The sequence below is a fragment of the Grimontia celer genome, from assembly GCF_900055185.1.
Lineage (GTDB): Bacteria > Pseudomonadota > Gammaproteobacteria > Enterobacterales > Vibrionaceae > Enterovibrio > Enterovibrio celer.
Genome location: NZ_FIZX01000004.1, coordinates 181116 through 204512 on the forward strand (window position 1 = coordinate 181116; position 23397 = coordinate 204512).

The following is a 23397-nucleotide window of genomic DNA, read 5'->3' on the forward strand; positions in this document are numbered from 1 at the left end:
GATCACCCAGCCTTGCGTTCGACTGCCAGCGGCACTTTGGGCGGATGAGCGGGCGGTTTTCCTATCATCACCCCTGTCAGCGTCTGGTTCATGTGTATGCCATTGAGCTGTTCGCCATAGGTGTTGAAGCCGACGAAGTTGAATCGTCGGAACATCATTTTGGCTTTGTCACGCATCATCTTCTGTTCAATCTCAAGGCGACGGAGGAAACAATCACAAGCCAACGTGAGCTCAGGCTCACCAATGCGGGACTGAATCGCAGAGAGTTTGGCATCCATATCGGCAAATAAATCGCCAGGACGCATAGCGGTCACTACAATCCCATCGTCTACTGCGCAGTAAAAATCGAGGCTCAAATCGTCGTTTACTTTCTGAATAGAGCGGACGTAGTACTGATCACCAATTAGCACCGCAAGGGGATGAAGGGCATAGATTTCAGGACGCAGATCTTCGAGCGAAATACCCGCTTCCCTTGCATACACTTCCGCTGCAGGTTCGGCGTTGAACTCGTGTACCCGACGCGCTGTGCAATCAGCGTCAGTCACCACCAGCTTGCTATCAAGGCTTTCAATATGGTGAGTGGTGAAGACTTCGAACGGGCAATGGGTGTTGAACATGACCACGATGGCAGATTCACTGTGAAACGCACCTTCGCTGTAAACATGAGTATTGGCGAGATTGACGTCATCACCAGCTGAACCACCGAAATGCGGTAACCGGCCGAGAGCCGTATCCAGTGTCACCAGAAAGCGCTCTTCATTCGGTGAGAGGCCATCAATCAGGGTTAAGACGAAAGTATTGGTGTTGATGGGCGCTTTAAGATCCTGCTGGCAGGCATCCATCAAATCACTGACACAAAGCTGTGCAGACTGAAGATCGAAGCCATCAAGTGAAACCCTCCGGCCGCTGACCTTGAAGTCACGTCGCGAAAAGCCCAGCGCACTGATGCTGCTTTTGGCATAGCCAGAAGGCATCAATTCGCCCGCCGTGGTGCACCCCATCACTTCGCAATGGGAAAATGCTTGATTCATCTCACGACCAAGTGCATCCAAATCATATGCGGCGGAGCAGAAGAAAAGCACAAAGCCGATATCTTCATCATCAAGCTGCATCGCCAGCTCACGCGCCGCTTTAGTGGCGTCCAGCTGATATGTCGCCGCGCTGAATATCGCACGATGTTGTGCGGAAGGTTGAAGTGCTGGCATGTGCTCTCCTGCTCACTTTTAAGACAACTTAGCATGCCCATTGATCGTAGGGCATATGACTTAAGTTTAATCGCTCGCAGGTCGGAGTAACGTCATACTTAGGAAGGATATTTACAAAATTGCAAACTTTGCATATCAAAAGTTTCAAGATTGTGACACCTCAACCACCACAAATGGAATCAGGGTCACTACACTGAATAGCACGCAAAACCTTAGGGACAAAGCGGCTATTTTAGTGACTTCTTAAAGGGTCATTTTTGATGTGACACCCGTTGGGACGACGGTGTTTGCAGTATTAAAAAAGGATTGAATCATGTACAAATTTCTCGTTGCAGACGACCACCCGCTGTTTCGCGATGCCTTAATTGCGGTGATACGCGGACGTTTCGAAGAATGTGAAATCCTGCAGTCTGAAGACATTGAACGTACACTGGATGTGGCTGAGGAAAATCCCGATCTTGACCTTATCCTTCTCGATCTGAACATGCCTGGCATGGCTGGGTTGAAAGGCTTGTTAGAGCTTCGAAACCAACACCCCACGATTCCTGTTGCCATTATCTCTGCAGAAACCAACAAGCAAATCATTCTGCAAACCATCGCCTATGGCGCAGTCGGGTTTATCGCCAAAAGTGCGCCGCGTGAAAAAATGAGGGAAGCGTTCGAACAAATTCTGGATGGGCATGTGTATCTGCCTGCCGATATCATCCGTGCGGAAGGAGAGAGTGAAGGCTCACACCGACGCAAAGAAGAACCGCAATTCTCCCCAGAAATGCTCCATACCCTCACACGTCGCCAATTACTGGTATTGAAGTCCATGGCGCAAGGCGCAGCGAACAAACAGATTGCCTACGATCTGAATATCTCCGAAACCACAGTAAAATCGCACGTCTCGGCGATATTGAAAAAGCTTGGTGTACACAACCGAATCCAGGCCGTTGTCGGAGTGACCAATATCGACTTTGACCGCTATCTAAAGCGCTGATACTCAAGGCCTCAGTGGACGGTGGGATGTTTAAGCGCAGTTAGCACATCAGTGGCAATGTCAGCCAAAGTGGTGGGTGTTACCGCGCTAAAATCCACCGCTGTTGACTGGCCAATAGATTCCAACAGCGAGGTGTGGAATCTTGCGTGAGACTTCCGGTAACGAGCTGAAACCAAACCTAAACCGCCCTGACAGCGCTTTTCCAACTCAGCAAATTCCATTGGCTTTGTCAGCCCTTCAATCGCGTTGAGCAAAGCAACAAAGCTAACACTTGGGTCACTGTCCGCTACCGTGTCAAAAGCCAGCTCGTAAGTCATCAAATCAATCGACACCCCAAAGCTGTAGCAACGCCCACCGAGACGGCGTTTTTTCACCATTTCGCTCGCCATCACTGCCTGGCCAAAAGTTGCAATATCGCCCGCGTCTACCGTGTGTGGGAACGAAAGCGTCACATGCATCGCGCCCTCTTCGTCTTTGTGACTGGCCATGATGCTGCCGGTACGGAAGACAGGTGTGCTGTGCGCGACATAAAACTCAATACCGTTTTGGGTATGCTGCCATTCACCGTCCAGTGCATTGATCTCATCAGCGCTCAGATGGTTGTGCCAGAAATGACGAAGCGCATCGACCTGCTCGAGGGGCAAGTCCACTGTGTATCCAAGTAGTAACGTATTGGCGCAATGCCACTCGCCCATACTGCCCAGCACAGGTTTTCCCTGCATCCATGCCCAGCGCAAGGTTCGCTGTTGACAGAGGATTAGCCAGCGTTCCAATGCTGCTTTGGTTTCTTCATCACGCGCGTTGCAGCGACAGAGGATCGCCATTCGCGTCAACGGTTTACAAGGGGAAAGCCATTCGGTATTGGCAATGGAAAGCTGCGCCTCTTCAAGCAGAGGCTCACTGACATCGCCTTTAAGATAGGGCGGGGCAAATGGTGTCACTGAAAAATCATGGTAGAGCCGTTGCAGTCCATCTCCCCATCGCCGGACCATGTCCCGCCCTTGTTGCAGTGAAAAATAGCCAGACTGCCAGTTCACGCGCCTTGAAGGCATACGCCTTGCTACCTCCTCAACATGGCGGTGCAATGACTCGGTATCCGCATTCTCATCCAATCTGAAACGCAACGCGGGTACCGGCTGAAAATCGGTAATAAGCGGTAAAAGTGTCGCTCCCTTCGCCTTCAATATTTGCTGGTTTCTCAGTGAACAAAGCGTGGGGTAAAGCGCCGCCGCCCAATGTGGAGAATAGGAAAGGGTTTCAACGGATATGTGATTCTCTGATGCCACATCAGCCTGCAGCGACAGCTCTGGTACCTCTGTCGGCAGCGGCTTGCCAACGTTGCTGAGAGATTTGGAAATCTGTCGCCAAAGCGCCACCATGGGCCAACTGCCGGATGTAAGGATTACCATGGATTCGGGCCGGTAGTAATGGTTGTGATAACGGCGAAGGTCATTGATATCCAGCAGCGGCACTGTTTCGGGCATACCACCATAAAGTGGCGCACGGGGTTCGCTCATCGCCGCCTGTTCAGTCGATTGTTGGAACCGCTCGTGGCGCATGTATTCGCCAAGCTCACGATATAGCGCGCCATCGTGACCATTCCCCTCTTCACGGACGATTTCATCGTCAAAATCATCGTCGGCCAGTTGCGGTGCCAGCACAGAGTCCGCCATGAACCCGATGCCCCGCAGCACCGAATGGGGGTCGTATCCAGTAAGGTGAAAACGAGTGCTTTCCTTTTGGGTGGTGGCGTTAAATTCGAGCAGAGCCAGCTCGGCGCGCAAGGTCAGAAAGGTATCAGGCTCGGGGTAGCGTGCAGAGCCGCGAAGTACCATGTGTTCAAGCGCATGAGTGATTCCACTGTCATCATCTGCAGGCGTTCGAAACACAATCGCTGCGCTTAACCTGTCCTCATCTGACGCGGCATGATGCCAGTGCATGGCGCCGCTGACATGACGATACCCAACCCAGCCTGTTTCCAGTTGCTGTTCATCTGGCGGCAAAAGCAGCCAATCCGGCGCAGCAGGGTGCGGTTTCGCCATTGCAGCTCCTCACTCATTGTGTTCATCAAACCTTAGGGTTTGACGGACAGAATCATCTGGCTGTTCTTCACGGTTCTCGCCAAGGCTGCGCTGTGACACCCCTGATTGGCTTTCGCCACCGCCTCCTCAATCACGTGATGATGCGGGGATTTGCTGCACACCGGATCAGCGCTCGCCGGATCGCCAGTCAGCAACATGGCCTGACAACGACAACCACCAAAGTCTTTTTCCTTCTCATTACAGCTTCGGCAAGGTTCCCGCATCCAGTCAAATCCGCGGAAGTGATTAAAGCTCTCTGATTCTTTCCAGATGTAGGAAAGTGAGTGTTCCTTCACGTTTGGATGGGGCAAATCCAACATCGCTGCACTGTGGCAAGGCAGGGCTTTTCCATCCGGTGCAATGTTGAGGAAAATGTTTCCCCAGCCGCTCATACATGGTTTTGGGCGGGATTCATGATAATCCGGCGTGACAAAGATAAACTTAGGCCCCACGCCGTTTTGACTGTCGCGAAGCGCGTTCACCTTGGCTTCGGCTTCTTCTATCTGGGGTTGGGATGGCAGCAGTGCATCTCGGTTATGCAGCGCCCAACCATAATATTGCGAGGTGGCCAGCTCAACGAAATCCGCTTCCAGTTCAATCGCGAGCGCCATAATCGCTTCAATCGATTCAATGTTCTGGCGGGTGATCACCACATTCATCACCATGGGAAAACCGTTATCTTTGACGGCTTTGAACATGGCTTTTTTGTGCTCGAACGCGTGACGCTTTCCGGCTATCGCATCGCTTAAATCCGGGTCGGCCGACTGAAAACTGATTTGGATATGATCGAGCCCTGCTTCCTTCAGCGCCAGAATACGCTTCTCATTGAGTCCGACCGCGGAGGTGATCAGGTTGGTGTAGTAGCCCAGCCCTTTGGCGTGGGCGACCAATTGTTCCAGATCTTTGCGCATCAAAGGCTCGCCACCGGAAAAGCCAAGCTGAACTGCGCCCAGTTCCCGACCTTCTTCCAGCACGCGGAACCAGTCGTCGGTGGACAGCTCGTCATCGGGATCACCGAGATTGAGCGGGTTGGCGCAATAAGCGCAATGAAGCGGGCAGCGATAGGTCAGCTCCGCTAACAGCCAGAGCGGCGGATTAACAGGCTTCGAGCCATTTCTTGTCACGGGCGACCTCCACGAACTCGTTCACATCATCTGCCAAATCGACGCCGGGAAACTTTTCTTCCAGACGTGAGATTACGGCATCTACCGAGCTTGGTGCGTCAAACTGCATCAGAATCTCAGCGGCGCTTTCACTCAGTTTCACCATCCCTTCTGGATAGAGTAGTACGTGGCAGTCCTGCGCTTTTTCAAACTGCATGCGGAACATGCGGTTGCGCTGATAGACAGTATCGCTGTTCATGTCGCCTCCCTGTGTTATCTCTTTGTTTTAATTGTTATCTGTCCAGCGCATGATGCCAGACAGGTTTGTCGGTAATACCAACATAAGGTGGACGCTCAAATTCGTATGCCATGCTGATGGCATCGAGCAGCGACCAAAGGATATCGAGTTTAAATTGCAGAATATTCAGCGCCTGCGCCTGTTGCTCAGCCGTCTGGAAATGATCGAGCGTGATGGACAAGCCGTGCTCCACATCACGGCGGGCCTGACTGAGACGCTGGCGGAAATAGGTGAGCCCTTCAGGGTCAATCCAAGTGTAGTGATTCGGCCACGAATCCAGGCGGGACTGGTGAATTTCCGGTGCGAAGAGCTCTGTCAGTGATGAGCAGGCTGCTTCCTGCCAGGTTGCCCGGCGGGCAAAATTCACATAGGCGTCCACAGCGAAACGCACGCCCGGCAGCACCCATTTTTCATCTAGCACTTCTTGTCTATTCAGCCCAACGGATTCAGCCAAACGCAACCAGGCTTCAATGCCCCCCCATTTGCAATCCAGACTCTTGTGACCATCATGGTCGAGGATGCGCTGCACCCACTCGCGACGGATTTCCGGGTCGCGGCAGTTCGCCATAATGGCGGCATCCTTCACCGGAATAGAGGTCTGGTAATAGAAGCGGTTTGCTACCCAGGCGCGGATTTGCGCTTTAGTGCACTTGCCCGCGTACATGGCTTGATGGAAGGGATGGTGAATGTGGTAGAACTGCCCTTTGGCGAGCAGTGCCTGCTGGAATTCATCACGTGTCATTGGCTGTGCCATGGCGCCTCCCTGGATCAAATCTCAATCGTCATGCCGTCGAAGGCAATTTCCACTCCGGCATCCAGCACCGCCTGATGCTGTGGCGAGTCAGGGTCCAGAATGGGGTTGGTATTATTGATATGAATGAGCACCTTGCGCGGCTTGGTGAAATCCTCCATCAGCGCCAACATGCCGTCGTCGCCAGAGACCGAAAGATGGCCCATCTCCGACCCCAGCGAGGTGCCAAGTCCTTCGCGGATCATTTCATCGTCGGTCCAGAGCGTACCGTCCATCATCACACAATCGGCATCGCGCATGGCAGCCAGCACAGCATCTTCCGGCGCGCCCAGACCCGGCGCGTAAAAGAGAGTGGCACCAGTGCGGGTATCGACAATCTTGAGACCAATGTTGTCTCCGGGGCGCGGGCGGTTGCGGTAAGGCGAAAACGGTGGCGCATTGGATGACAGGGAAATCGGATGGAATTCGAGATTCGGCACAGAAGGAATCCGCCAACCTTCCTGCGAATGGATATCGACGGTACAGGTTTGGTAGCCCCCTTCCCAATGCTTCATCATCGACAAAATCGGATAGCTGCTGCTGAGCTCTTCTGCCACTTCCGGCGTGCAATAAAGCTCGAGCGGTAATCCTTCGCGAAGAATGAGTAACCCGGTCGTGTGGTCAATCTGTGCATCTGTGACCACCACTGCGCTAATGGCAGAACCTCTCGCACCTTCGGCTTTCGCCAGTTGAGGAGAGGCGTTGATTTGCTGACGGATATCGGGGGAAGCATTAATCACCACCCAATGCTCGCCGTCATCGCTCACAGCAATGGAAGATTGAGTGCGTGGCTCGGCACGACTGGTACCGTTTCGCACCGACTGACACATGCGGCAGTGACAGTTCCACTGCGGGAAGCCGCCTCCGGCAGCTGAGCCTAACACGACAATTTGCATCCATTCACCTCGTCTTCTGTGGCTCCATTCCTGTTTATGGAGAATTAAAAACGGGATGCACCTCTGTGAAGGTGCATCCCGTTTGTCAGCTACTTAGCGGTTACTGATGTAAAGGGTTACTTCAAAACCGAGTCTGAGTTCTGTGTAGCTTGGTTTCTTCCACATACTGTCGCTCCTTGTACCGATACTTCGAGGCACAACTTGCCTCCTGATTTAGCCTAAGCACAAGACGGCGATCTACCAATCCTACTTTATGATGATTTCTCTCATCTAAGACACTGATTTCATATCTCTGATGGGCCTTGTTGGTTGTTATCAGTAGGGTCACAGATGGCAACCGGAATCGCCTCGCCCGACGCCCTCGTTTTACGTCTGCGTTTGCCATATTTATCCGCGACACAACGGGTGTTGTCATTGATGATTGCCAAGCAGGCAAAACACTGCACACATTCGTTGTAGTCAATTGCCCCACTTTTCTTAATTGCATTGATTCCGCAGTGTTTTTCACAAAGCCGACAGGGTCTTCCGCACTCATTTCTTCGGGTCAGCCAACTGAAGATCCTGAGCCTTCCAAGCACCGCTAAACCCGCACCTAATGGACACAAATACCGACAATACGCTTTATGAATTTTGGCACTGATAAGGAGCAGTAAAACGGCGTAAATCACAAAGGGGACGCTGCGCTCAAACATCAGGGTGACGGCAGTTTTGAAAGGTTCAATCTCGGCCATGGTTTCCGCCAAAGAAAGGCTATAAAACGCGGTACCCACCAAAAGCAAAAGCACAAAGTATTTAAGATAAATCAATCGACTATGTAGCAACTCATCTACTTTCCATTGCCGGACACGAAGCTTCTCAGCAGCCGTTGCCACTAGCTCCTGCATTGCGCCAAACGGACATAACCAACCACAAAAAAGTCCTCTTCCCCACAAATAGAGACTGAAACAGACATAGATCCAAAGAATAAATAGCATGGGATCGAGTAAAAAGACTGTAATATCAAATCCTTGCCACAACGATAACACCAACGTGTAGATGTTGACGACAGACAATTGCCCTTGCGCGTAAAAGCCAATAAAAAGAATGACAAAACAAAGAGATAACAATCTCACCGTAGTGAGATATCGTCCGAATTTCGCCAGACGGTGCTGGAAGACGAACGCCCCCGTCAACAGTATTAAGTAAGTCGCTAATACACTGATTTCTATTGTTCTATCCAGCCATATTCGTTGCCACAGCGGCAACGGTTTCTCCGGCGGCTCAACCGGGGTTTGCACCGACTTGGGGAGTGAATAATCGGTGGAAACGGCGATTGTTTCCGATTCCAGAAAATTCTTTTTCACCTGAACATTGATTCCAACGGTGATAGGAAGCGAAGGGTCGAAGCCACTTTGGTCTGAAAAGGTAAATATATGGGTACGTTCGAATGGCTTAAGCGCAACGGAAAATGCAGGAGGTTGTGCGTGGAACAAATCAGCATCCCGAAGGGCGAGCGGGCTAGCTTCCTGCTTCAAGGTCAGGCGCTGGGGAATCGTACCCGCCACAAAGTCTTCCGCCACATGTTGATAGCCACCGCGGGAGCCCACCAGCACCGCCACTTCACCCGGCTCCAGTGTTGCCATAATGCGGGCGTATTCCTCCTCCCCCAGAAGATTTTTTCCAATCAGCGGAGGATTTAACACCGCAAAGGTTAAATCCAGAAATGGCACATCTTCGCCTGCGTTATCTTCTCTCGCTTCGGAAATTCCGTCCGGCGAGGTGTTGAGGGCAGTTTCAGCCTCTTCATTCCCCATTTGCCATTTGAACAGCAGGCCTTCGCGTCGAAGATCGGCGAGGGTTTTCGGGCGATAGCTTTCCGTATTCAAAATCGCCTGAGTCGCTGTGCCAAACCCGGAGAGCCGCGACTGTGCCACTTTCCTTGCCGCTGCGATGATGGTGTCATGCACCACCATCACTGACACTGTGGCCTTGGTGACACCATCAAAGTAGGCAATGTCATCACTCGCGATACGTTGTTGGTCGCTGCCCACCAGCACCTGTTGTTTTAGAGATAGCCCCTGGTATTGGCCAATAAAATCAAGCAGCGGCTTTTCGCCGAGGCCATGCAGGAATATCGGTTCGTGGTGACCGAGCAATAGCAGCCCCACAATGCGCCCTTCTGTATCAAGCCCTACGCGCAGGTTAATGGTATCGCCAGAGAAGCCGGGAAAGTTGGTCAGGTTATCGGTTTCAAACACATAGCCGATGGGTTGGTCGAGTTGATAAATTTCGGTAACGGGTAGCGCGTCTTCCGAGGCTTTCATCCGGGTTGCGCTGGGGAACAATGACGCCGCTTCCTCGCTCACTTCCAGCCAAACGGAAGCCATCGAGAGGAAGGGCAATAACATGAGAAGCAGCCACAGTATCAGGGCACTACGCCAACGCATGATACACCTCTAGGCTCAAGCGCCAGAAAGCGCGTGAGAACAACCGTCCTTTGAAAGAAAAAAGCGGGGCATATGCCCCGCAAAAGCTCTCGCCTCAGGCAGCACCGGGAGGATTAACTGCCTTCGAACAAGCGGATATCGAACAAACGGACTTAGACAAAGTGCGTGTTACTGTTGTCGGCTCTCACCTCGCAGCCACACGCTCTCAGACTTGCTTAGAAGAAACCCAATGGGTTGATGTCGTAGCTCACCAGCAAGTTCTTGGTTTGCTGATAATGATCGAGCATCATCTTATGGGTTTCACGGCCAATACCGGATTTCTTGTAGCCACCGAACGCAGCGTGAGCCGGGTACAGGTGATAACAGTTAGTCCAGACACGACCGGCTTCAATTGCACGGCCAACGCGGTACGCGCGGTTGATGTCGCGGGTCCACAGACCAGCACCCAGGCCGTATTCTGTGTCGTTGGCAATCGCCAGCGCTTCCGCTTCATCTTTGAAGGTCACCACGCTCACAACCGGACCGAAGATCTCTTCCTGGAACACGCGCATGTGGTTTTCACCTTTCAGAATGGTTGGCTGGATGTAGTAACCACCACCAAAGTCTGCAGCATCACCGCCAATAAGCACTTCTGCACCTTCCGCTCGGCCAATGTCGAAGTAACCTTTGATTTTCTCAAACTGCTCGTTCGAAGCCTGCGCACCGACCTGAGTTTCTGTATCCAATGGGTTACCGTGTTTGATGGCTTTCGCACGCTCAATCACTTTGGCAATGAAGTCTTCGTAGATGCTTTCCTGAACCAGCAGGCGTGAAGGACAAGTACACACTTCACCTTGGTTGAAGAACGCCAGCACACAACCTTCTACGGCTTTACTGATGAACTCGTCTTCCTGCTGCATCACGTCTTCGAAGTAGATGTTTGGCGACTTACCGCCCAGCTCAACCGTGGATGGGATCAGGTTGTCAGCGGCGCAGCGAAGTACATGGTTACCAATCGCGGTTGAACCGGTGAAGGCAATTTTCGCAATGCGGTCTGAGGTAGCCAGTGCCTGACCGGCTTCTGGGCCCATACCGTTGACGACATTCAGCACGCCCGGTGGCAGCAGATCGCCGATGATTTCCATCAGCAGCAAAATGGTGGTTGGGGTTTGCTCTGCGGGTTTCAGAACAATACAGTTACCTGCAGCCAGTGCCGGTGCGAGTTTCCACGCCGCCATCAGCAGTGGGAAGTTCCATGGGATGATTTGACCGACTACACCAAGTGGCTCATGGATATGGTAGGCCACGGTATTGGAGTCAATTTCAGCCGCAGAGCCCTCTTGCGCCCTAATCGCGCCGGCGAAGTAGCGGAAATGGTCGACACAAAGCGGAATGTCAGCGGCAAGGGTTTCACGCACTGCTTTGCCGTTCTCCCAGGTTTCTGCCACGGCCAGATATTCGAGGTTGGCTTCGATGCGGTCAGCGATTTTAAGCAGGATGTTGGCACGTTCAGTGACCGAAGTTGCGCCCCAAGTAGCTTTTGCCGAATGGGCGGCATCCAGCGCGAGCTCGATGTCTTCTGAGGTTGAGCGCGGGATTTCAGCGATGGGATCACCTGTACAAGGCGAGGTGTCCGTAAAGTACTGGCCCTTGACTGGCGGAATCCAATCACCACCGATGTAGTTTGCATAACGCGCCTTAAAGTTTACGACGGCTCCGTCGGTATTTGGTTTTGCGTAAATCATTATCCACCCCTGTTTTGGCGAAATTCCCTGTGTCCTCCCTGACGAGCCGAAGAAACGGAGTCAGGCGTTGTTGTAGTAACAGTATGGAATGACCACCAAATCTCTCCATCGCCCCTTGGTTGGCAAAATCTCATACTTTGGAGGGAGACGCAGAGGAGGATAATGTTGCTTTCACTTCAGTATCAGAGGCTTTCCGGAAAAGAGGCCGTCACAAATTCAATACCCCGCCGGATTGTTATGCACCAAAACGCGGCAAGGCTGGGCGAAGCCCAGCCTTGTTTCTTTAACTATCAGAGAGATAACTGCACTAGCTTTTCGGCAATTTAAAGGTCCACACCATGCCACCTTGGTTGAAGTCTTTAACGCGTTTAGCCACGTCCCCACCCCAAAGCGGTACTGCGCCACCCCAGCCGGAAAGCACGGACACATACTGTTCACCGTCCATTTCCCAGGTCACAGGGCTACCCACAATGCCAGAACCGGTATTGAACTTGTAAAGCAGCTCACCGGTCTTGTCATCGAACGCCATCAGATAGCCTTCTGGGTTACCCGTGAACACCAGACCGCCTGCCGTGGTCATGACACCGCCCCACAGTGGCGCATAGTTTTTGTATTCCCAAACGCGCTCGCCGGTCTTCGGATCGTAAGCACGCAGTGCGCCAATGTACTCATCATTGAGTGTTCTGATGGTAAAGCCCGCACCGAGGTAAGCCGCACCTTTTTTGTAGGCGACAGGCTCATTCCAGATATCCATTTTCCATTCATTAGCAGGCACGTAGAACAGGCCGGTATCCGGACTGTATGCCATTGGCATCCAGTTTTTCCCGCCGAGGAAGGAAGGCACTGCCTCCACCGTTTTGCCTTGCTTATCACCTGAAGGATCTCCTGGACGGTTGTCTTTGACGTAAAGCGGACGGCCTTTGTCATCAAGCCCCGTCGCCCAGCTGATTTCATTCACGAACGGGAAGCCACGGATGAAATCACCATTGGTACGATCAAGCACATAGAAGAAACCGTTACGGTCAGCGGTTGCAGCCGCTTTCACTTTCTTGCCATTTTCGGTGTAATCAAAAGCGATCAGCTCGTTTACACCGTCGAAGTCCCAGCCGTCGTGCGGCGTGGTCTGGAAATGCCAGACAATTTTGCCGTCATCCGGATCGATCGCGAGACGTGAAGAAGAGAAGAGGTTATCGCCCGGACGCATGTGAGAGTTCCAAGGTGCAGGGTTACCGGTGCCGAAGAATAAAAGGTCAGTGTCGGCATCATAAGTACCGCCTAACCAAGGCGCTGCACCGCCGCTTTTCCAAAGGTCTGCTGGCCAGGTTTTCCCTGGTGTACCGCCCGAGATCCCGTTTTCAGTTTTCTTACCGTCTTTCCAGACGTAGCCCATGTGGCCCTCGACCGTTGGACGTTCCCAGACCAACTTACCGGTTTTTGCGTCATAAGCTCTAACCTTACCAACGATACCAAACTCACCACCTGATACACCGGTGATTACTTTGCCTTTTACCACAATGGGTGCAGCAGTAATGGAATAGCCATCCTGATAATTATCAACGGTTTTTTTCCAGCGGGTTTTACCGGTTTTCGCATCCAGCGCCACAAGCTTGGCATCCAACGTACCGAAGATAACCAAATCGTCGTAAAGCGCCACACCACGGTTAATTACGTCACAACAGGGCATGATGCCGTCTGGCAGGCGAGCGTCGTATTGCCACAGCTCCTCACCGGTTTTCGCATCAATCGCGAACACGCGGGAATAGGAACCTGTGATGTACATAACGCCGTCTTTCACCATTGGCTGGCTTTCCTGACCACGCTGTTTTTCCCCTCCAAGTGAGAAGGCCCACACAGGACGGATTTCTTTGACGGTCTCACGGTTGATGGTGTCCATCGGGCTGTAGCGCTGACCACGAAGCCCAAGACCATAAGTCACCACGTCCTCTATGGTCTCCTGATCGGCGAGGATGTCTTTGTCCGTGACACCCGCGTAAACGGGCGAAGCCGTCATTGCGAGCGAGAGTGCGGCATAGAGTCCGCAACGTTTAAATGACCTAATTGTCATAGGGATACCTCATTGTTGGCTGAATGCTTAGGTAAACAAGCTCAGTCGTTTTAGTCATGCCTGTCCTGCCCCCGCATCGCCATGAGGGAGAGTTCGGTTCGCGAGAGATAACAGGCTGTTTGGAATTACGGTGTCTGTGCGATAGCCTCTTCATTGGTAACTTCTGGCTCAGGACGGAAACGTTCAGGGAGTTGGAAATCCACCCCAAACTTTTCACCCCAGCGCACAAAGTCACCGTTGTTGATATGAGCCATCACAATGTCTTCCAGTGCGTAGGCCAATTGACGGTAGTTCGAGTGCACCGCAATACCGAGTTCCCATTCGCTGCGCCCCAGTAGTGGGAACGCGAGCTCAGTGAGGTGCTCGTTGGCTTGCGGATTTTTGTTGTTGTGATGCAGCCATTCCAGCTGCGAAGCGGTGCCCATCACGATAGAAACTTCGCCATCGTTGAGCGCCTGAAAGGCTTCAGGTGTTGAAGGGTAAGTGCGGCTTTTTTCGCGGAAACGTCCACCATAGGCGGTGGTCACAAAGAATTGGGGGACCGTGTCCACTTCAACGCCCACCGGGTGATACATAAAACGGGCGGCAGTTTTTGGTCTGTCGAGTTTGGCAGCATCGTAAGCCATCAACCATCGCTCTTGCTGGTAAGGGGCGAACATGTGCACCAGTTCATGAGCGGGATGACCAATATCATCACGTTTCATCGCAAATTCGCGGTCGTACGGCACTCGCAACATGACGTCTGCTTTCACGCGCTGGCCGTCCTCACTGGTGAGGTTCATCCCTTTCCAAAGGTAATTGCGCATATCGTCTTCGACCGTTTCGTCCGGAGTCATCCAGCGAAGGTCGAGTGCCACATCCAGCCCCTTCGCGAGGGCTTTGGCAAGCTCCACATCAATGCCCGCCGCATTTCCATTCTCATCCTTGAACGAGTACGGCGGGAAATCGTTGTAGACCGCAATGGCAATCACGCCACGGGCTTGAATATCGTCATAGGAAAGCGCGTGGGATGGCATAGTCAGCGCCATGCATAGCAGCAAGCAGAAAGTCCGAATCGCAGTTATCAACTTCATCCCGGCGCCCTCCTTGTTAACCGTTATCAGGCGCCACAGATTCCAACCAGGTGCGAATCGCCCACAATGCTTCCTGGTTGAGATGCTCAGTCATTTTCGGCATGTAAACCGCGCCGTTACGTACCGCGCCATTCTGCACCCGGTACACATACCATTCATCACCGTCGTAATCTGGCTCGAGCATACGAAGGTCTGGCGCGATACCGCCTGAAATGCCTTCAAGGCCATGGCAACGTGCGCAGTTCTGGTTGTAGGCTGACGCCCCAAGACGTTCGATTTCCACCTTCACATCACCATCGAGTTCACGGTAAGGGTTGGTTTCGGACCAATCCTCTCCGAGGGTGGGGATGCTTGAGGTATCAATGGATTGCGGGGTGACATCACCGTGGGCAAATGCCAGTTGGGTACTCAGCACAGAAACCAGTGCCACGGCAGTCAGAATACAAATATTACGTTCAACCTTTTCCATGTCTCTCGACTCCTTAATTGGTCAGCGTTGGAAAAAGTGTAGGAGCGGCGAGAGTTTGAGGACATGGTACAAAAGCGGGGATATTCCTCATTCTTTGGGAGGATTTTTTAAAAAGTCTCGTTCTTGTTTTTGGCAAATATGCCAGCGCTGCATACAGTAAAAAACGTATGCGACCACGGAGCAGTATTTGCGATGGATAAAGCAATAAGACAATTTAAAACAAAGTTTTACACCAGCATTTTACTGGTAATACTTAGCTGGCTTTCTTTCTCTGCCCACGCATCAGTTGAGGTGGAGATAGGGCTGTTGAGATCACCGGTTGAAACCACTACTGCCGTGCCTGACTACCTTGCTGAGCCAGAGAACAATGGAGAAGCAGGGGCGGAACTCGCCGTGAGTGATGCCAACGGCACAGGGAAATTTCTGGGGCAAAAGTACGCATTTCGCGCAGAAACCAACGACGATACCACTGCGCTCATTACCACCACGAAAACCTGGTATGACGAAGGGGTGAGATATTTTCTTGCCGATCTCGACACATCTTCTTTGCAAGCGATCCGTAAAGCACTGCCAGAGGATGCGCTGCTGTTTAACATCGGCAATCAGGACGATGCATTGAGACGCGATGTCTGCTTGTCGAACACTCTGCAAACTGCGCTTAGCTATACCATGCGCGCTGACGCCCTTGCACAATGGATGCGTGTTCGCCGCCTTAATGACGCCTTCTTGGTCTCCGGTGTATCAGACGCTGACAAAGCCTATCTTTCCGCGGTGAAAAACGTATTCAAGAAGTACAACCTCAAAGTCGTCGAAGAGAGAGTCTGGAATTTTGACACTGACCTTCGCCGCACCGCTTCTGCAGAACTTCCGCTTTTCACCCAGGCAGATGACTACGACTTGGTATTGGTGATTGATGAAGGCAACCTGTTTGGTCAACACCTACCCTACAACACCTGGCTTCCCCGACCGGTGATCGGCACACACGGCCTGCGTGCCGATGGCTGGCACTATGTGATTGAGCAATGGGGTGCGATTCAGCTTCAAAACCGTTTCACCAAGAAGTTCGACCGCCCAATGACCGCCAAAGACTACGCAGGATGGGTGGCCGTTCGCTCTATCAATGAAGCGGTGACCGTGCTCAACAAAGGTGATGTGAAAACTGTTTTGCCTTTCATGATGAGCGAAAAATTCCAGCTTGCGGCCTATAAGGGTCGGAAGCTGACCTACCGACCATGGAACGGTCAACTCCGTCAAACAGTGCCTTTGTTTGACTCGCAAGCACTGGTGGCCAGCGCCCCATTTGAGGGTTTCCTTCATCCCCGAAACGAGCTTGATTCGCTCGGTATCGATGAAGCACAGAGCCAATGTCGCCAGTTTTAACTTTGTGTTATCGAGCAACAACTAACAATAAGGACATCACCATGAATTATTCGAAATCGATTCTCGCCGTGATCTTCTCGGCGCTGTTGGCCACCCCAGCTTTTGCTAAAGAGCTGGCTTACGTGGCAAACGAGAAAGATGATACCGTCAGTGTGATCGACATGGACTCCATGGAAGTGATTGACACTATTGAAGTGGGCGATCGCCCACGCGGCATCGAACTCAGCAAAGACGGCACCAAACTCTATATCTGCGCCAGCGAATCCGACACGGTGCAAATCCTCGACCTCGCCACCAACAGCATCATCGGCGACTTGCCGTCGGGCGAAGACCCAGAGCTTTTTGCGCTCCATCCTGATGGCAACCGCCTATACATCGCTAACGAAGACGACGCCCTGATGACAGTGGTCGATATCCCAAGCTCCAGCGTGGTCGCGCAGGTGGAAGTGGGTGTTGAGCCAGAAGGCGTAGCCGTGAGCCCAGATGGAAAAATCGCCATCATCACCTCTGAAACCTCCAACATGGCGCACTGGATTGATACCGAATCTAACCAGATGGTGCATAACACTTTGGTTGATGCCCGCCCGCGTTACGCTGAATTTACACCAAGCGGTGAGCAGCTTTGGGTAAGCGCAGAAATTGGCGGTACGGTAGCGGTGATCGATACCGACACCAAAGAAATCATCAAGAAAATCGGTTTTGCGCCCAAAGGCGTCCACAAAGACAAAGTGCAACCAGTCGGCGTGAAAATCACGGCGGATGGTAAAACCGCATTTGTCGCGTTAGGCCCAGCAAACCATGTAGCCGTGGTTAATACTGATACGTTGGAAGTGGAAGACTATCTTCTGGTGGGTCGCCGTGTGTGGCAAATGGCCTTTAATGGCGAGCAGGACAGACTACTGGCCACCAATGGAGTAAGCGGCGATGTGTCGATCATTGACGTTCCCAACCGCAAAGTGGTGAAAACCGTGAAAGTCGGCCGATATCCTTGGGGTGTCGCCGTGCGCCAAGCCGATTAAGAATGAGATAACTGCCTGACATGATTGAAGTCTCCGGACTGTCTCACCACTATGGTTCGCGCTGCGCCCTGAGCGATCTCTCCCTTGCGCTGGGGCGCGGCCTTCATATGCTTCTTGGCCCTAACGGTGCTGGGAAAAGCACCCTATTTTCCTTGCTAACCCGTTTAACGCCTATCCAACAGGGCGAAATCTCTTTGCTGGGAGAAGTGCCATCCCGCCAGACCATGGCGAAACTCGGAATGGTATTCCAGCAAAACACACTCGATCTCGATTTAACCGTAGGGCAAAACCTTAGTTATTACGGCGCGTTGCACGGCTACAGCAAAAAACAGAGCCTCGAAAAAGCGGCGCCTCTGCTGGCGCATTTTTCCCTTACCGATCGTCTGAACGATAAAGTCCGCACCTTAAATGGCGGGCATCGGCGTCGCACCGAGCTAGTCCGTTCGTTAATGCATTCACCTTCTATTTTGCTGTTGGATGAACCCACCAGCGGGCTAGACCCCAAAGCAAGGGCTTCACTGTCTGAGGCAGTAAGAAGCCTTTGCGAGCAACAGCCATTATGTGTGCTCTGGGCAACCCATCTGATTGAGGAAGTGGGCGACCATGATGATGTATTGATCCTACATCGCGGCACCTTGCGAGCACACAACAAAGCCAGTGAACTTAGAGCCTTGCACCAGCACCCGACACTTGCGAAAGTCTTCGCCACCCTAACCGCAGATAACGAAGGGGACGGCCGATGAGCTATTGGTATGCGTTTGTCGGGATTTGTTATCGGGAATGGTTGCGTTTTTTCTCCCAGCGGGCAAGGTTTGCCGCCAGCCTGGTCAGGCCGCTATTGTGGCTCGTCGTATTTGCGGCAGGTTTCAGGGCGGCACTTGGTATTGCCATCATGGAGCCCTACGCTACATACATCAATTACGAGGAATATATCCTGCCCGGCCTTTGCGCCATGATTTTGCTGTTCAATGGCATGCAAAGCTCACTGTCGATTGTCTATGACCGGGAAATGGGCAGCATCAAGGTCCTATTGACCAGTCCACTGCCGCGCCCTTTTTTGCTGCTTTCCAAACAAATAGCCAGTGCTTTGGTGAGTGTGCTTCAGGTCGGAGCCTTTTTGGTGATTGCTGCATTGTATGATAGGCCACTGGAGCCCATGGGTTATGTGCTGGTGATCCCCGCCCTTTTTCTTGTCGCCTTGATGCTGAGTGCCTTGGGCATTGTCATCGCCTCGCGCATCAAACAACTGGAGAATTTCGCCGGGGTGATGAACTTTGTCATCTTCCCGATGTTTTTTCTTTCTTCTGCGCTGTATCCACTTTGGAAAATGCAGGAAGCGAGCATCTGGCTGTATGAGATTTGTCGCTTTAACCCCTTCACTTTTGGCGTCGAACTTATCCGGTTCGCGCTGTATCAGCAGTTGAATGTCACTGCCCTGCTAGTGGTGTCCGGCTGCACACTGGCATTTGTGATTCTCGCCGTCGTTGGTTTCCAGCCCGTGAAAGAACAAGGAAAACCGTAAGCGAATCCGCAATTTTCTTGAAACTACAGACACAAAAAAACCGCGCCTTTGCGCGGTTTTATTTCACCGTATTCAGGGCTTAGAAGTTGAACTCTACACCACCGAAGAAACCGTCGTTGTAGAACTTACCGTCGTTCGCTCCGAAGTAGTTGAAGTCGTAGTCCTGAACGCGGTAACCCGCTTTGAAGTTCAGGTCAGCCGCAACCAGACCCAGAGTGAACAGTACGCCGGCTTCTGCATCAACAGTGCTGGTGTCGTCGTAGCTACCAAAGCTAAAGGTACCGAACAGAGAAACTGGTGTCGCTGGGATGCCCAGACGCACGTCAGAGTATACCGCCGGTTGCCACTCATCGAAGCTACGACCAGTGAATCGACCATCGAACTTCTGCAGATTCAGACCGATATCGAAAGAGATCAGGTCGTTGTCCAGAATTTCGTAGTACGCAATCAGATCGTACTGGGTGAAGTCCACATCATACTTAGCAGACTCCACGCCGGTGTAACGGATTTTCGCGTTTGGCACCAGTGGAATGAAGTGTTCGAAAGCGGCGTAGTAAGATGGCTGAACACTCGCGTCGTCGGCGCGAACGTCGTTGACTTTCGCATCTGCATACCATGCATCTGCACCAACTTTAGCCCCTAAAAGCACTGCAGCCTGCGCAGGCATTGCGAATGCACCAGCCACTGCCAGTGCAGCTAGAGATAGGTTTAGTTTTTTCATTGAAAGGGCTCCGCCTTACATTCTTTGAGTTTATGGTTTGCGAGCACTATAGCAAAACCAAGACAAAGATTCCGCACAAACTGCCGGATTTTTATGCGGAATCATTACTCTTATCAAGAAGCCCATTGAATCAAAGCGCCGTTTAGTAACGGCGCGCTCGATGGTAGCGGCGTGAGCGTTTATAGCAGTAATCACGCGCTTGGGTTGCTGTTTTATCACGGCCCTTGAGCAACCAAACAATCACCGCAGCCAGCAAAATCCATGGCAGCATTTTGAATACCAGACCAATCATACCTGCCAGTGCCATCACGATGAATCCCACCGCCATCGCAGCGACAATGCCTAAAAAGCTGATACCCGTTGCCAACAGTGCAATGGTAAAACCAACAATAAACAGAAACTCGATCATCATACCCTCCTAAGGTCAGTGACTCTTTCTTGTTTGTATTAGGTATTGCACGAAGTAGGCCAACTTTACCAACCCCTTTTAAAACAGACAGATAAAGAAAAAGCGCCGCAATTTAGCTGCGGCGCTTCGTTTATTCTTGGTGAATTTTACCGACTATTGCGTCAAATTTAACCAGACTAATTTACACATGCAGATGCGCAGGAATTTTCGCCAGTGCAGCTTCCAGCACTTCAACGCCTGAACCCGGTTTGTGCGCGTTTTCACTGATGTATCGACGCCATTGACGTGCACCCGGCATGTTTTGGAACAGGCCCAGCATGTGACGGCTAATATGATTCAGGTAAGTGCCCTTACTCAGCTCCGCTTCAATGTAAGGGAACATGGCTTTCACGGCGTCACTGCGTTTGATGATTGGTGCATCGCTGCCAAACAGGCGGTTATCCACTTCTGCCAGCATGTAGGGGCTTTGGTATGCCTCACGGCCAATCATGACGCCATCCAGATACTTCAGATGCTCTTCTGCTTCTTCCAGCGATTTAATACCACCGTTGATCGCCATGGTCAGGTGCGGAAAGTCTTTCTTCAGTTGGTAAACGCGTGGGTAATCCAGTGGCGGAATTTCACGGTTCTCTTTCGGGCTAAGGCCAGAAAGCCACGCTTTACGGGCGTGAATCGTGAAGTTATCGCAACCACCTTTCTCGCTCACCGTGCGCACGAAGTCGACCAGAAACTCATAGCTATCCTGATCGTCGATACCGATACGGGTTTTTACGGTCACTGGAATATCGACCACTTCTTTCATTGCCGATACACACTGCGCTACCAGTTCCGCTTCGCCCATCAGACAAGCACCGAAACGACCATTTTGAACGCGATCAGACGGGCAACCCACGTTAAGGTTAATTTCATCGTAGCCGCGTTCAACCGCCAGTTTGGCACAAGTCGCCAGATCAGCAGGGTTTGAACCACCCAATTGCAGCGCGACAGGATGCTCTTCCTCGTTAAATGCCAGAAAGTCACCTTTACCGTGAATGATTGCACCCGTGGTGACCATCTCGGTGTACAGCAAAGCGTTCTTAGACAGAATGCGGTGGAAATAGCGGCAGTGGCGGTCAGTCCAATCCAGCATCGGGGCCACACTGAAGCGCGCTGACGGGTAGGACACACCCTCAGACACAACGCCTGATGATGAGTTTTGGATGTCAGTTGTTTCGTTCAGCATGGATAAACCTCATTGCACTTGGTCACGCGAAGGTACCATCTTATACAGTACCTGATAAAAAAGTGTGCGGATTCTACCCTAACTCGTGCGTTTGCCCAAGTCGTGAAGGTGCAGTGCTTTCACATCCATTCTGACACCAGAAACACAAAGGGCATAGCCCGCGGCTATGCCCTTCATTTTCTGAAGATTTACCCATCGTCACACGGGGCATCCTTCCAGCTTATATATCGCATACCCTTTTGCATCGATCTCGCTATCAAACTGAGGCAAGTCAGCGGTGGTGTGGCAAAAAGCACAGTTGCCAGATTTTACCGTGGCGTCCGCCTCGCCAATCTCAGCCAGCCAGGCTTTGGCATATTTCACCGCTAACTCGTCGCTTTTCTCCCGAAGCAACACATCAAAATGCAGAATTTTCCCGGAAGATGAGGTCGCGTAGGTGTCGTAAACATGAATCGCCATTTGCACTCTCCTTCTTACCTGGTGAAACCGGGCAGCGAGAGATCGCCAGATGCAATATCATCAACGGCAGTCACGCAAAGCAGCGGATTGTGCACGCTGGCATTCACTTTAAGCACTGACGTTACGGCATCGAAGTTAAAGTCGTCTTTGAAACCAATGTCTTTAACTGGCACTTCCACCGTTAGTTCTGTGCTGGTAAAGCGTGGCTCATAGCCCGGACTGTCGATATAAATCGGAAGCTCCGGCCAGGTCACAGGTACTTTGGGTGTGGCTCCTTCTGGAATGTCGCGGACTTTCAGCCCCGCCGGACAAGCTTTGTCTTCCGTCAGCACCACCCAATGCGAGTGCCATTCATTACCGTCGTTAGCTTTGTTGCCATCTTTGTTTTCATCATAGCGCGGGGTATCGTCAAAATCAGGGTGGGCTGTGACCGCGAGCGCCACAATGCCTTTGCCTTCGTCAAAACCAATGTCTGCGGAATTGAGCGAGGTTGGCCAAACATAGCTATAAACCGCAGAACCCGCGAGCTTGCCAACCGCTGTCGGCTTTTCCGCACCTATGCCAGCTGCCACTTCTGTTTGGAAGGTCAGTGAGCCACCATTTTTTACTACTTTGGCGTGAACAATATCGAATGTAAGGGAAATCGCGTCGTTCTTAGCGCTAACGATATGCCCTTCGTGGGCGCTGGTATGTGCTTGTGCCGAGGCGATAACCCCAAAAAGGGCTAAAGCAAGAGATGTCTTTCTCATCATGAACTCCTTGTATTTTGAATTTTGGTTTCGTGTCGAAACTTTATTCAAGATAAGGATCCTGCTAACATTGTCAACATAGTTTCGACAAAAAACCTTTTCAGCAGAGAAGACCAATGAGCCATATTGACCCTTTGAGTGACATTCTCGAACGCATCACGACCCTCTATCGCAACGAAGTGCGCTTGGTTGGCGTGGAGCATGGCCTGCACCCTGTGCACCTGGAAGTGCTGTATTACCTCTCCCGCTGCAATAAATTCAGCGACACACCTGCTGCTGTCACTGAGTTTCTGGGGGTCACCAAAGGCACAACCTCTCAGTCCATCACCCTTCTGGCTTCAAAAGGTTTCCTAACCAAAGAGAAAGATCCGGTTGATCGCCGTGTCACCCATCTGGTGTTAACGGAAAAGGGCGAAGAGGTTGCGAAAAGCGCGATTCCTCCCACCGTGCTGAAAAATGGATTGGAGCAGTTGGGCGAAGGCCAACATGCACTGAAGGAGCAGCTCGAGACCCTGTTACGTAGCATGCAAAAAGCCACCAATAGCGCCAGCTTCGGGCTTTGTAAAACCTGCAAATTCCATCAACCCATTGCTGATGGTCAGTTCTTCTGCGAGTTAACCAAGGAAACGCTGGATGCGGCAGGAGGAGAGCTGATTTGTCGGGAACACACGCTCGACTAACACTCAACCACTTTACTAGAAAGCGCGATCACACACTGGTTGTCGCCGCCATTCGATGATTGAGTATCATCTACAATTATTCAAAGGCAAACAGCGGTCACGGCTTGGCGGGTGCGTGAATTGT

The 23397-nt window shown here is 51.9% G+C and carries 23 protein-coding genes; 6 read left to right on the top strand and 17 right to left on the bottom strand.

Annotated features, from left to right (window positions below):
• Positions 1 to 2 precede the first annotated feature (2 nt).
• The gene (nosP, locus tag GCE9029_RS20940) at positions 3 to 1205 is read right to left on the bottom strand and encodes a nitric oxide-sensing protein NosP (RefSeq protein ID WP_062666597.1); all 1203 of its coding nucleotides are present in this window, start codon (positions 1203 to 1205) and stop codon (positions 3 to 5) included.
• 313 nt (positions 1206 to 1518) lie between these two features.
• Here nosP and GCE9029_RS20945 point away from each other — a divergent pair, with 313 nt between their 5' ends.
• Positions 1519 to 2187, top strand: a complete 669-nt coding sequence (locus tag GCE9029_RS20945) for a response regulator (protein WP_002539469.1) — start codon at positions 1519 to 1521, stop codon at positions 2185 to 2187.
• Between the two features lie 11 nt (positions 2188 to 2198).
• Here GCE9029_RS20945 and GCE9029_RS20950 read toward each other — a convergent pair whose 3' ends face one another.
• From GCE9029_RS20950 to pedF, 11 genes are all read right to left on the bottom strand, one after another.
• The gene (locus GCE9029_RS20950) at positions 2199 to 4229 is read right to left on the bottom strand and encodes an insulinase family protein (protein WP_062666599.1); all 2031 of its coding nucleotides are present in this window, start codon (positions 4227 to 4229) and stop codon (positions 2199 to 2201) included.
• 32 nt (positions 4230 to 4261) lie between these two features.
• The gene (gene pqqE, locus GCE9029_RS20955; RefSeq protein WP_062666601.1) at positions 4262 to 5392 is read right to left on the bottom strand and encodes a pyrroloquinoline quinone biosynthesis protein PqqE; all 1131 of its coding nucleotides are present in this window, start codon (positions 5390 to 5392) and stop codon (positions 4262 to 4264) included.
• On the bottom strand, positions 5364 to 5630 hold the full coding sequence (gene pqqD, locus GCE9029_RS20960) for a pyrroloquinoline quinone biosynthesis peptide chaperone PqqD (protein ID WP_062666603.1): 267 nt from the start codon (positions 5628 to 5630) through the stop codon (positions 5364 to 5366). Before pqqD ends, pqqE begins: the two co-directional genes overlap by 29 nt.
• A 34-nt stretch (positions 5631 to 5664) precedes the next feature.
• Complete coding sequence (pqqC, locus tag GCE9029_RS20965) at positions 5665 to 6423, bottom strand: pyrroloquinoline-quinone synthase PqqC (protein ID WP_062666605.1); 759 nt, start codon at positions 6421 to 6423, stop codon at positions 5665 to 5667.
• Between the two features lie 14 nt (positions 6424 to 6437).
• Positions 6438 to 7355: a pyrroloquinoline quinone biosynthesis protein PqqB gene (gene pqqB, locus GCE9029_RS20970; RefSeq protein ID WP_062666607.1), complete on the bottom strand. Its 918-nt coding sequence runs from the start codon at positions 7353 to 7355 to the stop codon at positions 6438 to 6440.
• Between the two features lie 93 nt (positions 7356 to 7448).
• On the bottom strand, positions 7449 to 7520 hold the full coding sequence (gene pqqA / locus GCE9029_RS27030; protein ID WP_081796241.1) for a pyrroloquinoline quinone precursor peptide PqqA: 72 nt from the start codon (positions 7518 to 7520) through the stop codon (positions 7449 to 7451).
• 119 nt (positions 7521 to 7639) lie between these two features.
• Positions 7640 to 9781, bottom strand: coding sequence for a NosR/NirI family protein (locus tag GCE9029_RS20975; RefSeq protein WP_062666610.1), 2142 nt, complete (start codon positions 9779 to 9781; stop codon positions 7640 to 7642).
• A gap of 215 nt (positions 9782 to 9996) precedes the next feature.
• Positions 9997 to 11505, bottom strand: a complete 1509-nt coding sequence (gene exaC, locus GCE9029_RS20980) for an acetaldehyde dehydrogenase ExaC (protein WP_062666612.1) — start codon at positions 11503 to 11505, stop codon at positions 9997 to 9999.
• Positions 11506 to 11812: 307 nt separating this feature from the next.
• Positions 11813 to 13570, bottom strand: a complete 1758-nt coding sequence (locus tag GCE9029_RS20985) for a PQQ-dependent methanol/ethanol family dehydrogenase (protein ID WP_062666614.1) — start codon at positions 13568 to 13570, stop codon at positions 11813 to 11815.
• 125 nt (positions 13571 to 13695) lie between these two features.
• Complete coding sequence (locus GCE9029_RS20990) at positions 13696 to 14643, bottom strand: substrate-binding periplasmic protein (protein ID WP_062666617.1); 948 nt, start codon at positions 14641 to 14643, stop codon at positions 13696 to 13698.
• A gap of 16 nt (positions 14644 to 14659) precedes the next feature.
• Entirely contained in the window at positions 14660 to 15112 is a 453-nt protein-coding gene (pedF, locus tag GCE9029_RS20995; RefSeq protein ID WP_062666618.1) for a cytochrome c-550 PedF, read from the bottom strand.
• A gap of 192 nt (positions 15113 to 15304) precedes the next feature.
• Between pedF and GCE9029_RS21000 the strand changes: the two genes are divergently transcribed.
• The 4 genes from GCE9029_RS21000 to GCE9029_RS21015 are packed head-to-tail and all read left to right on the top strand — an operon-like array spanning position 15305 to position 19033.
• Positions 15305 to 16492 (top strand): ABC transporter substrate-binding protein, encoded by a 1188-nt coding sequence (locus GCE9029_RS21000; protein ID WP_082804408.1) that lies wholly within the window; start codon positions 15305 to 15307, stop codon positions 16490 to 16492.
• 41 nt (positions 16493 to 16533) lie between these two features.
• Positions 16534 to 17511 carry a YVTN family beta-propeller repeat protein gene (locus tag GCE9029_RS21005; RefSeq protein ID WP_062666620.1) on the top strand — a complete coding sequence of 326 codons (978 nt, stop codon included), beginning with the start codon at positions 16534 to 16536 and terminating at the stop codon, positions 17509 to 17511.
• Positions 17512 to 17531: 20 nt separating this feature from the next.
• Entirely contained in the window at positions 17532 to 18254 is a 723-nt protein-coding gene (locus GCE9029_RS21010) for an ATP-binding cassette domain-containing protein (RefSeq protein WP_062666622.1), read from the top strand.
• Entirely contained in the window at positions 18251 to 19033 is a 783-nt protein-coding gene (locus tag GCE9029_RS21015; protein WP_062666624.1) for an ABC transporter permease, read from the top strand. The genes GCE9029_RS21010 and GCE9029_RS21015 overlap by 4 nt, the downstream gene beginning before the upstream one ends.
• 79 nt (positions 19034 to 19112) lie before the next feature.
• On the opposite strand, the gene GCE9029_RS21020 is transcribed toward GCE9029_RS21015, so the two are convergent.
• From GCE9029_RS21020 to GCE9029_RS21040, 5 genes are all read right to left on the bottom strand, one after another.
• Entirely contained in the window at positions 19113 to 19754 is a 642-nt protein-coding gene (locus tag GCE9029_RS21020; RefSeq protein WP_062666626.1) for a TIGR04219 family outer membrane beta-barrel protein, read from the bottom strand.
• Positions 19755 to 19896: 142 nt separating this feature from the next.
• Positions 19897 to 20163, bottom strand: coding sequence for an envelope stress response protein PspG (gene pspG, locus GCE9029_RS21025; RefSeq protein WP_002539445.1), 267 nt, complete (start codon positions 20161 to 20163; stop codon positions 19897 to 19899).
• A 181-nt stretch (positions 20164 to 20344) separates the two neighbouring features.
• Entirely contained in the window at positions 20345 to 21385 is a 1041-nt protein-coding gene (gene dusA, locus GCE9029_RS21030) for a tRNA dihydrouridine(20/20a) synthase DusA (RefSeq protein WP_062666628.1), read from the bottom strand.
• A gap of 198 nt (positions 21386 to 21583) precedes the next feature.
• Positions 21584 to 21844, bottom strand: coding sequence for a DUF2024 family protein (locus tag GCE9029_RS21035; RefSeq protein ID WP_062666630.1), 261 nt, complete (start codon positions 21842 to 21844; stop codon positions 21584 to 21586).
• Positions 21845 to 21858: 14 nt separating this feature from the next.
• Positions 21859 to 22593: a hypothetical protein gene (locus GCE9029_RS21040; RefSeq protein WP_062666632.1), complete on the bottom strand. Its 735-nt coding sequence runs from the start codon at positions 22591 to 22593 to the stop codon at positions 21859 to 21861.
• 116 nt (positions 22594 to 22709) lie between these two features.
• Here GCE9029_RS21040 and GCE9029_RS21045 point away from each other — a divergent pair, with 116 nt between their 5' ends.
• Positions 22710 to 23273: a MarR family winged helix-turn-helix transcriptional regulator gene (locus GCE9029_RS21045; RefSeq protein ID WP_062666634.1), complete on the top strand. Its 564-nt coding sequence runs from the start codon at positions 22710 to 22712 to the stop codon at positions 23271 to 23273.
• Positions 23274 to 23397 lie beyond the last annotated feature (124 nt).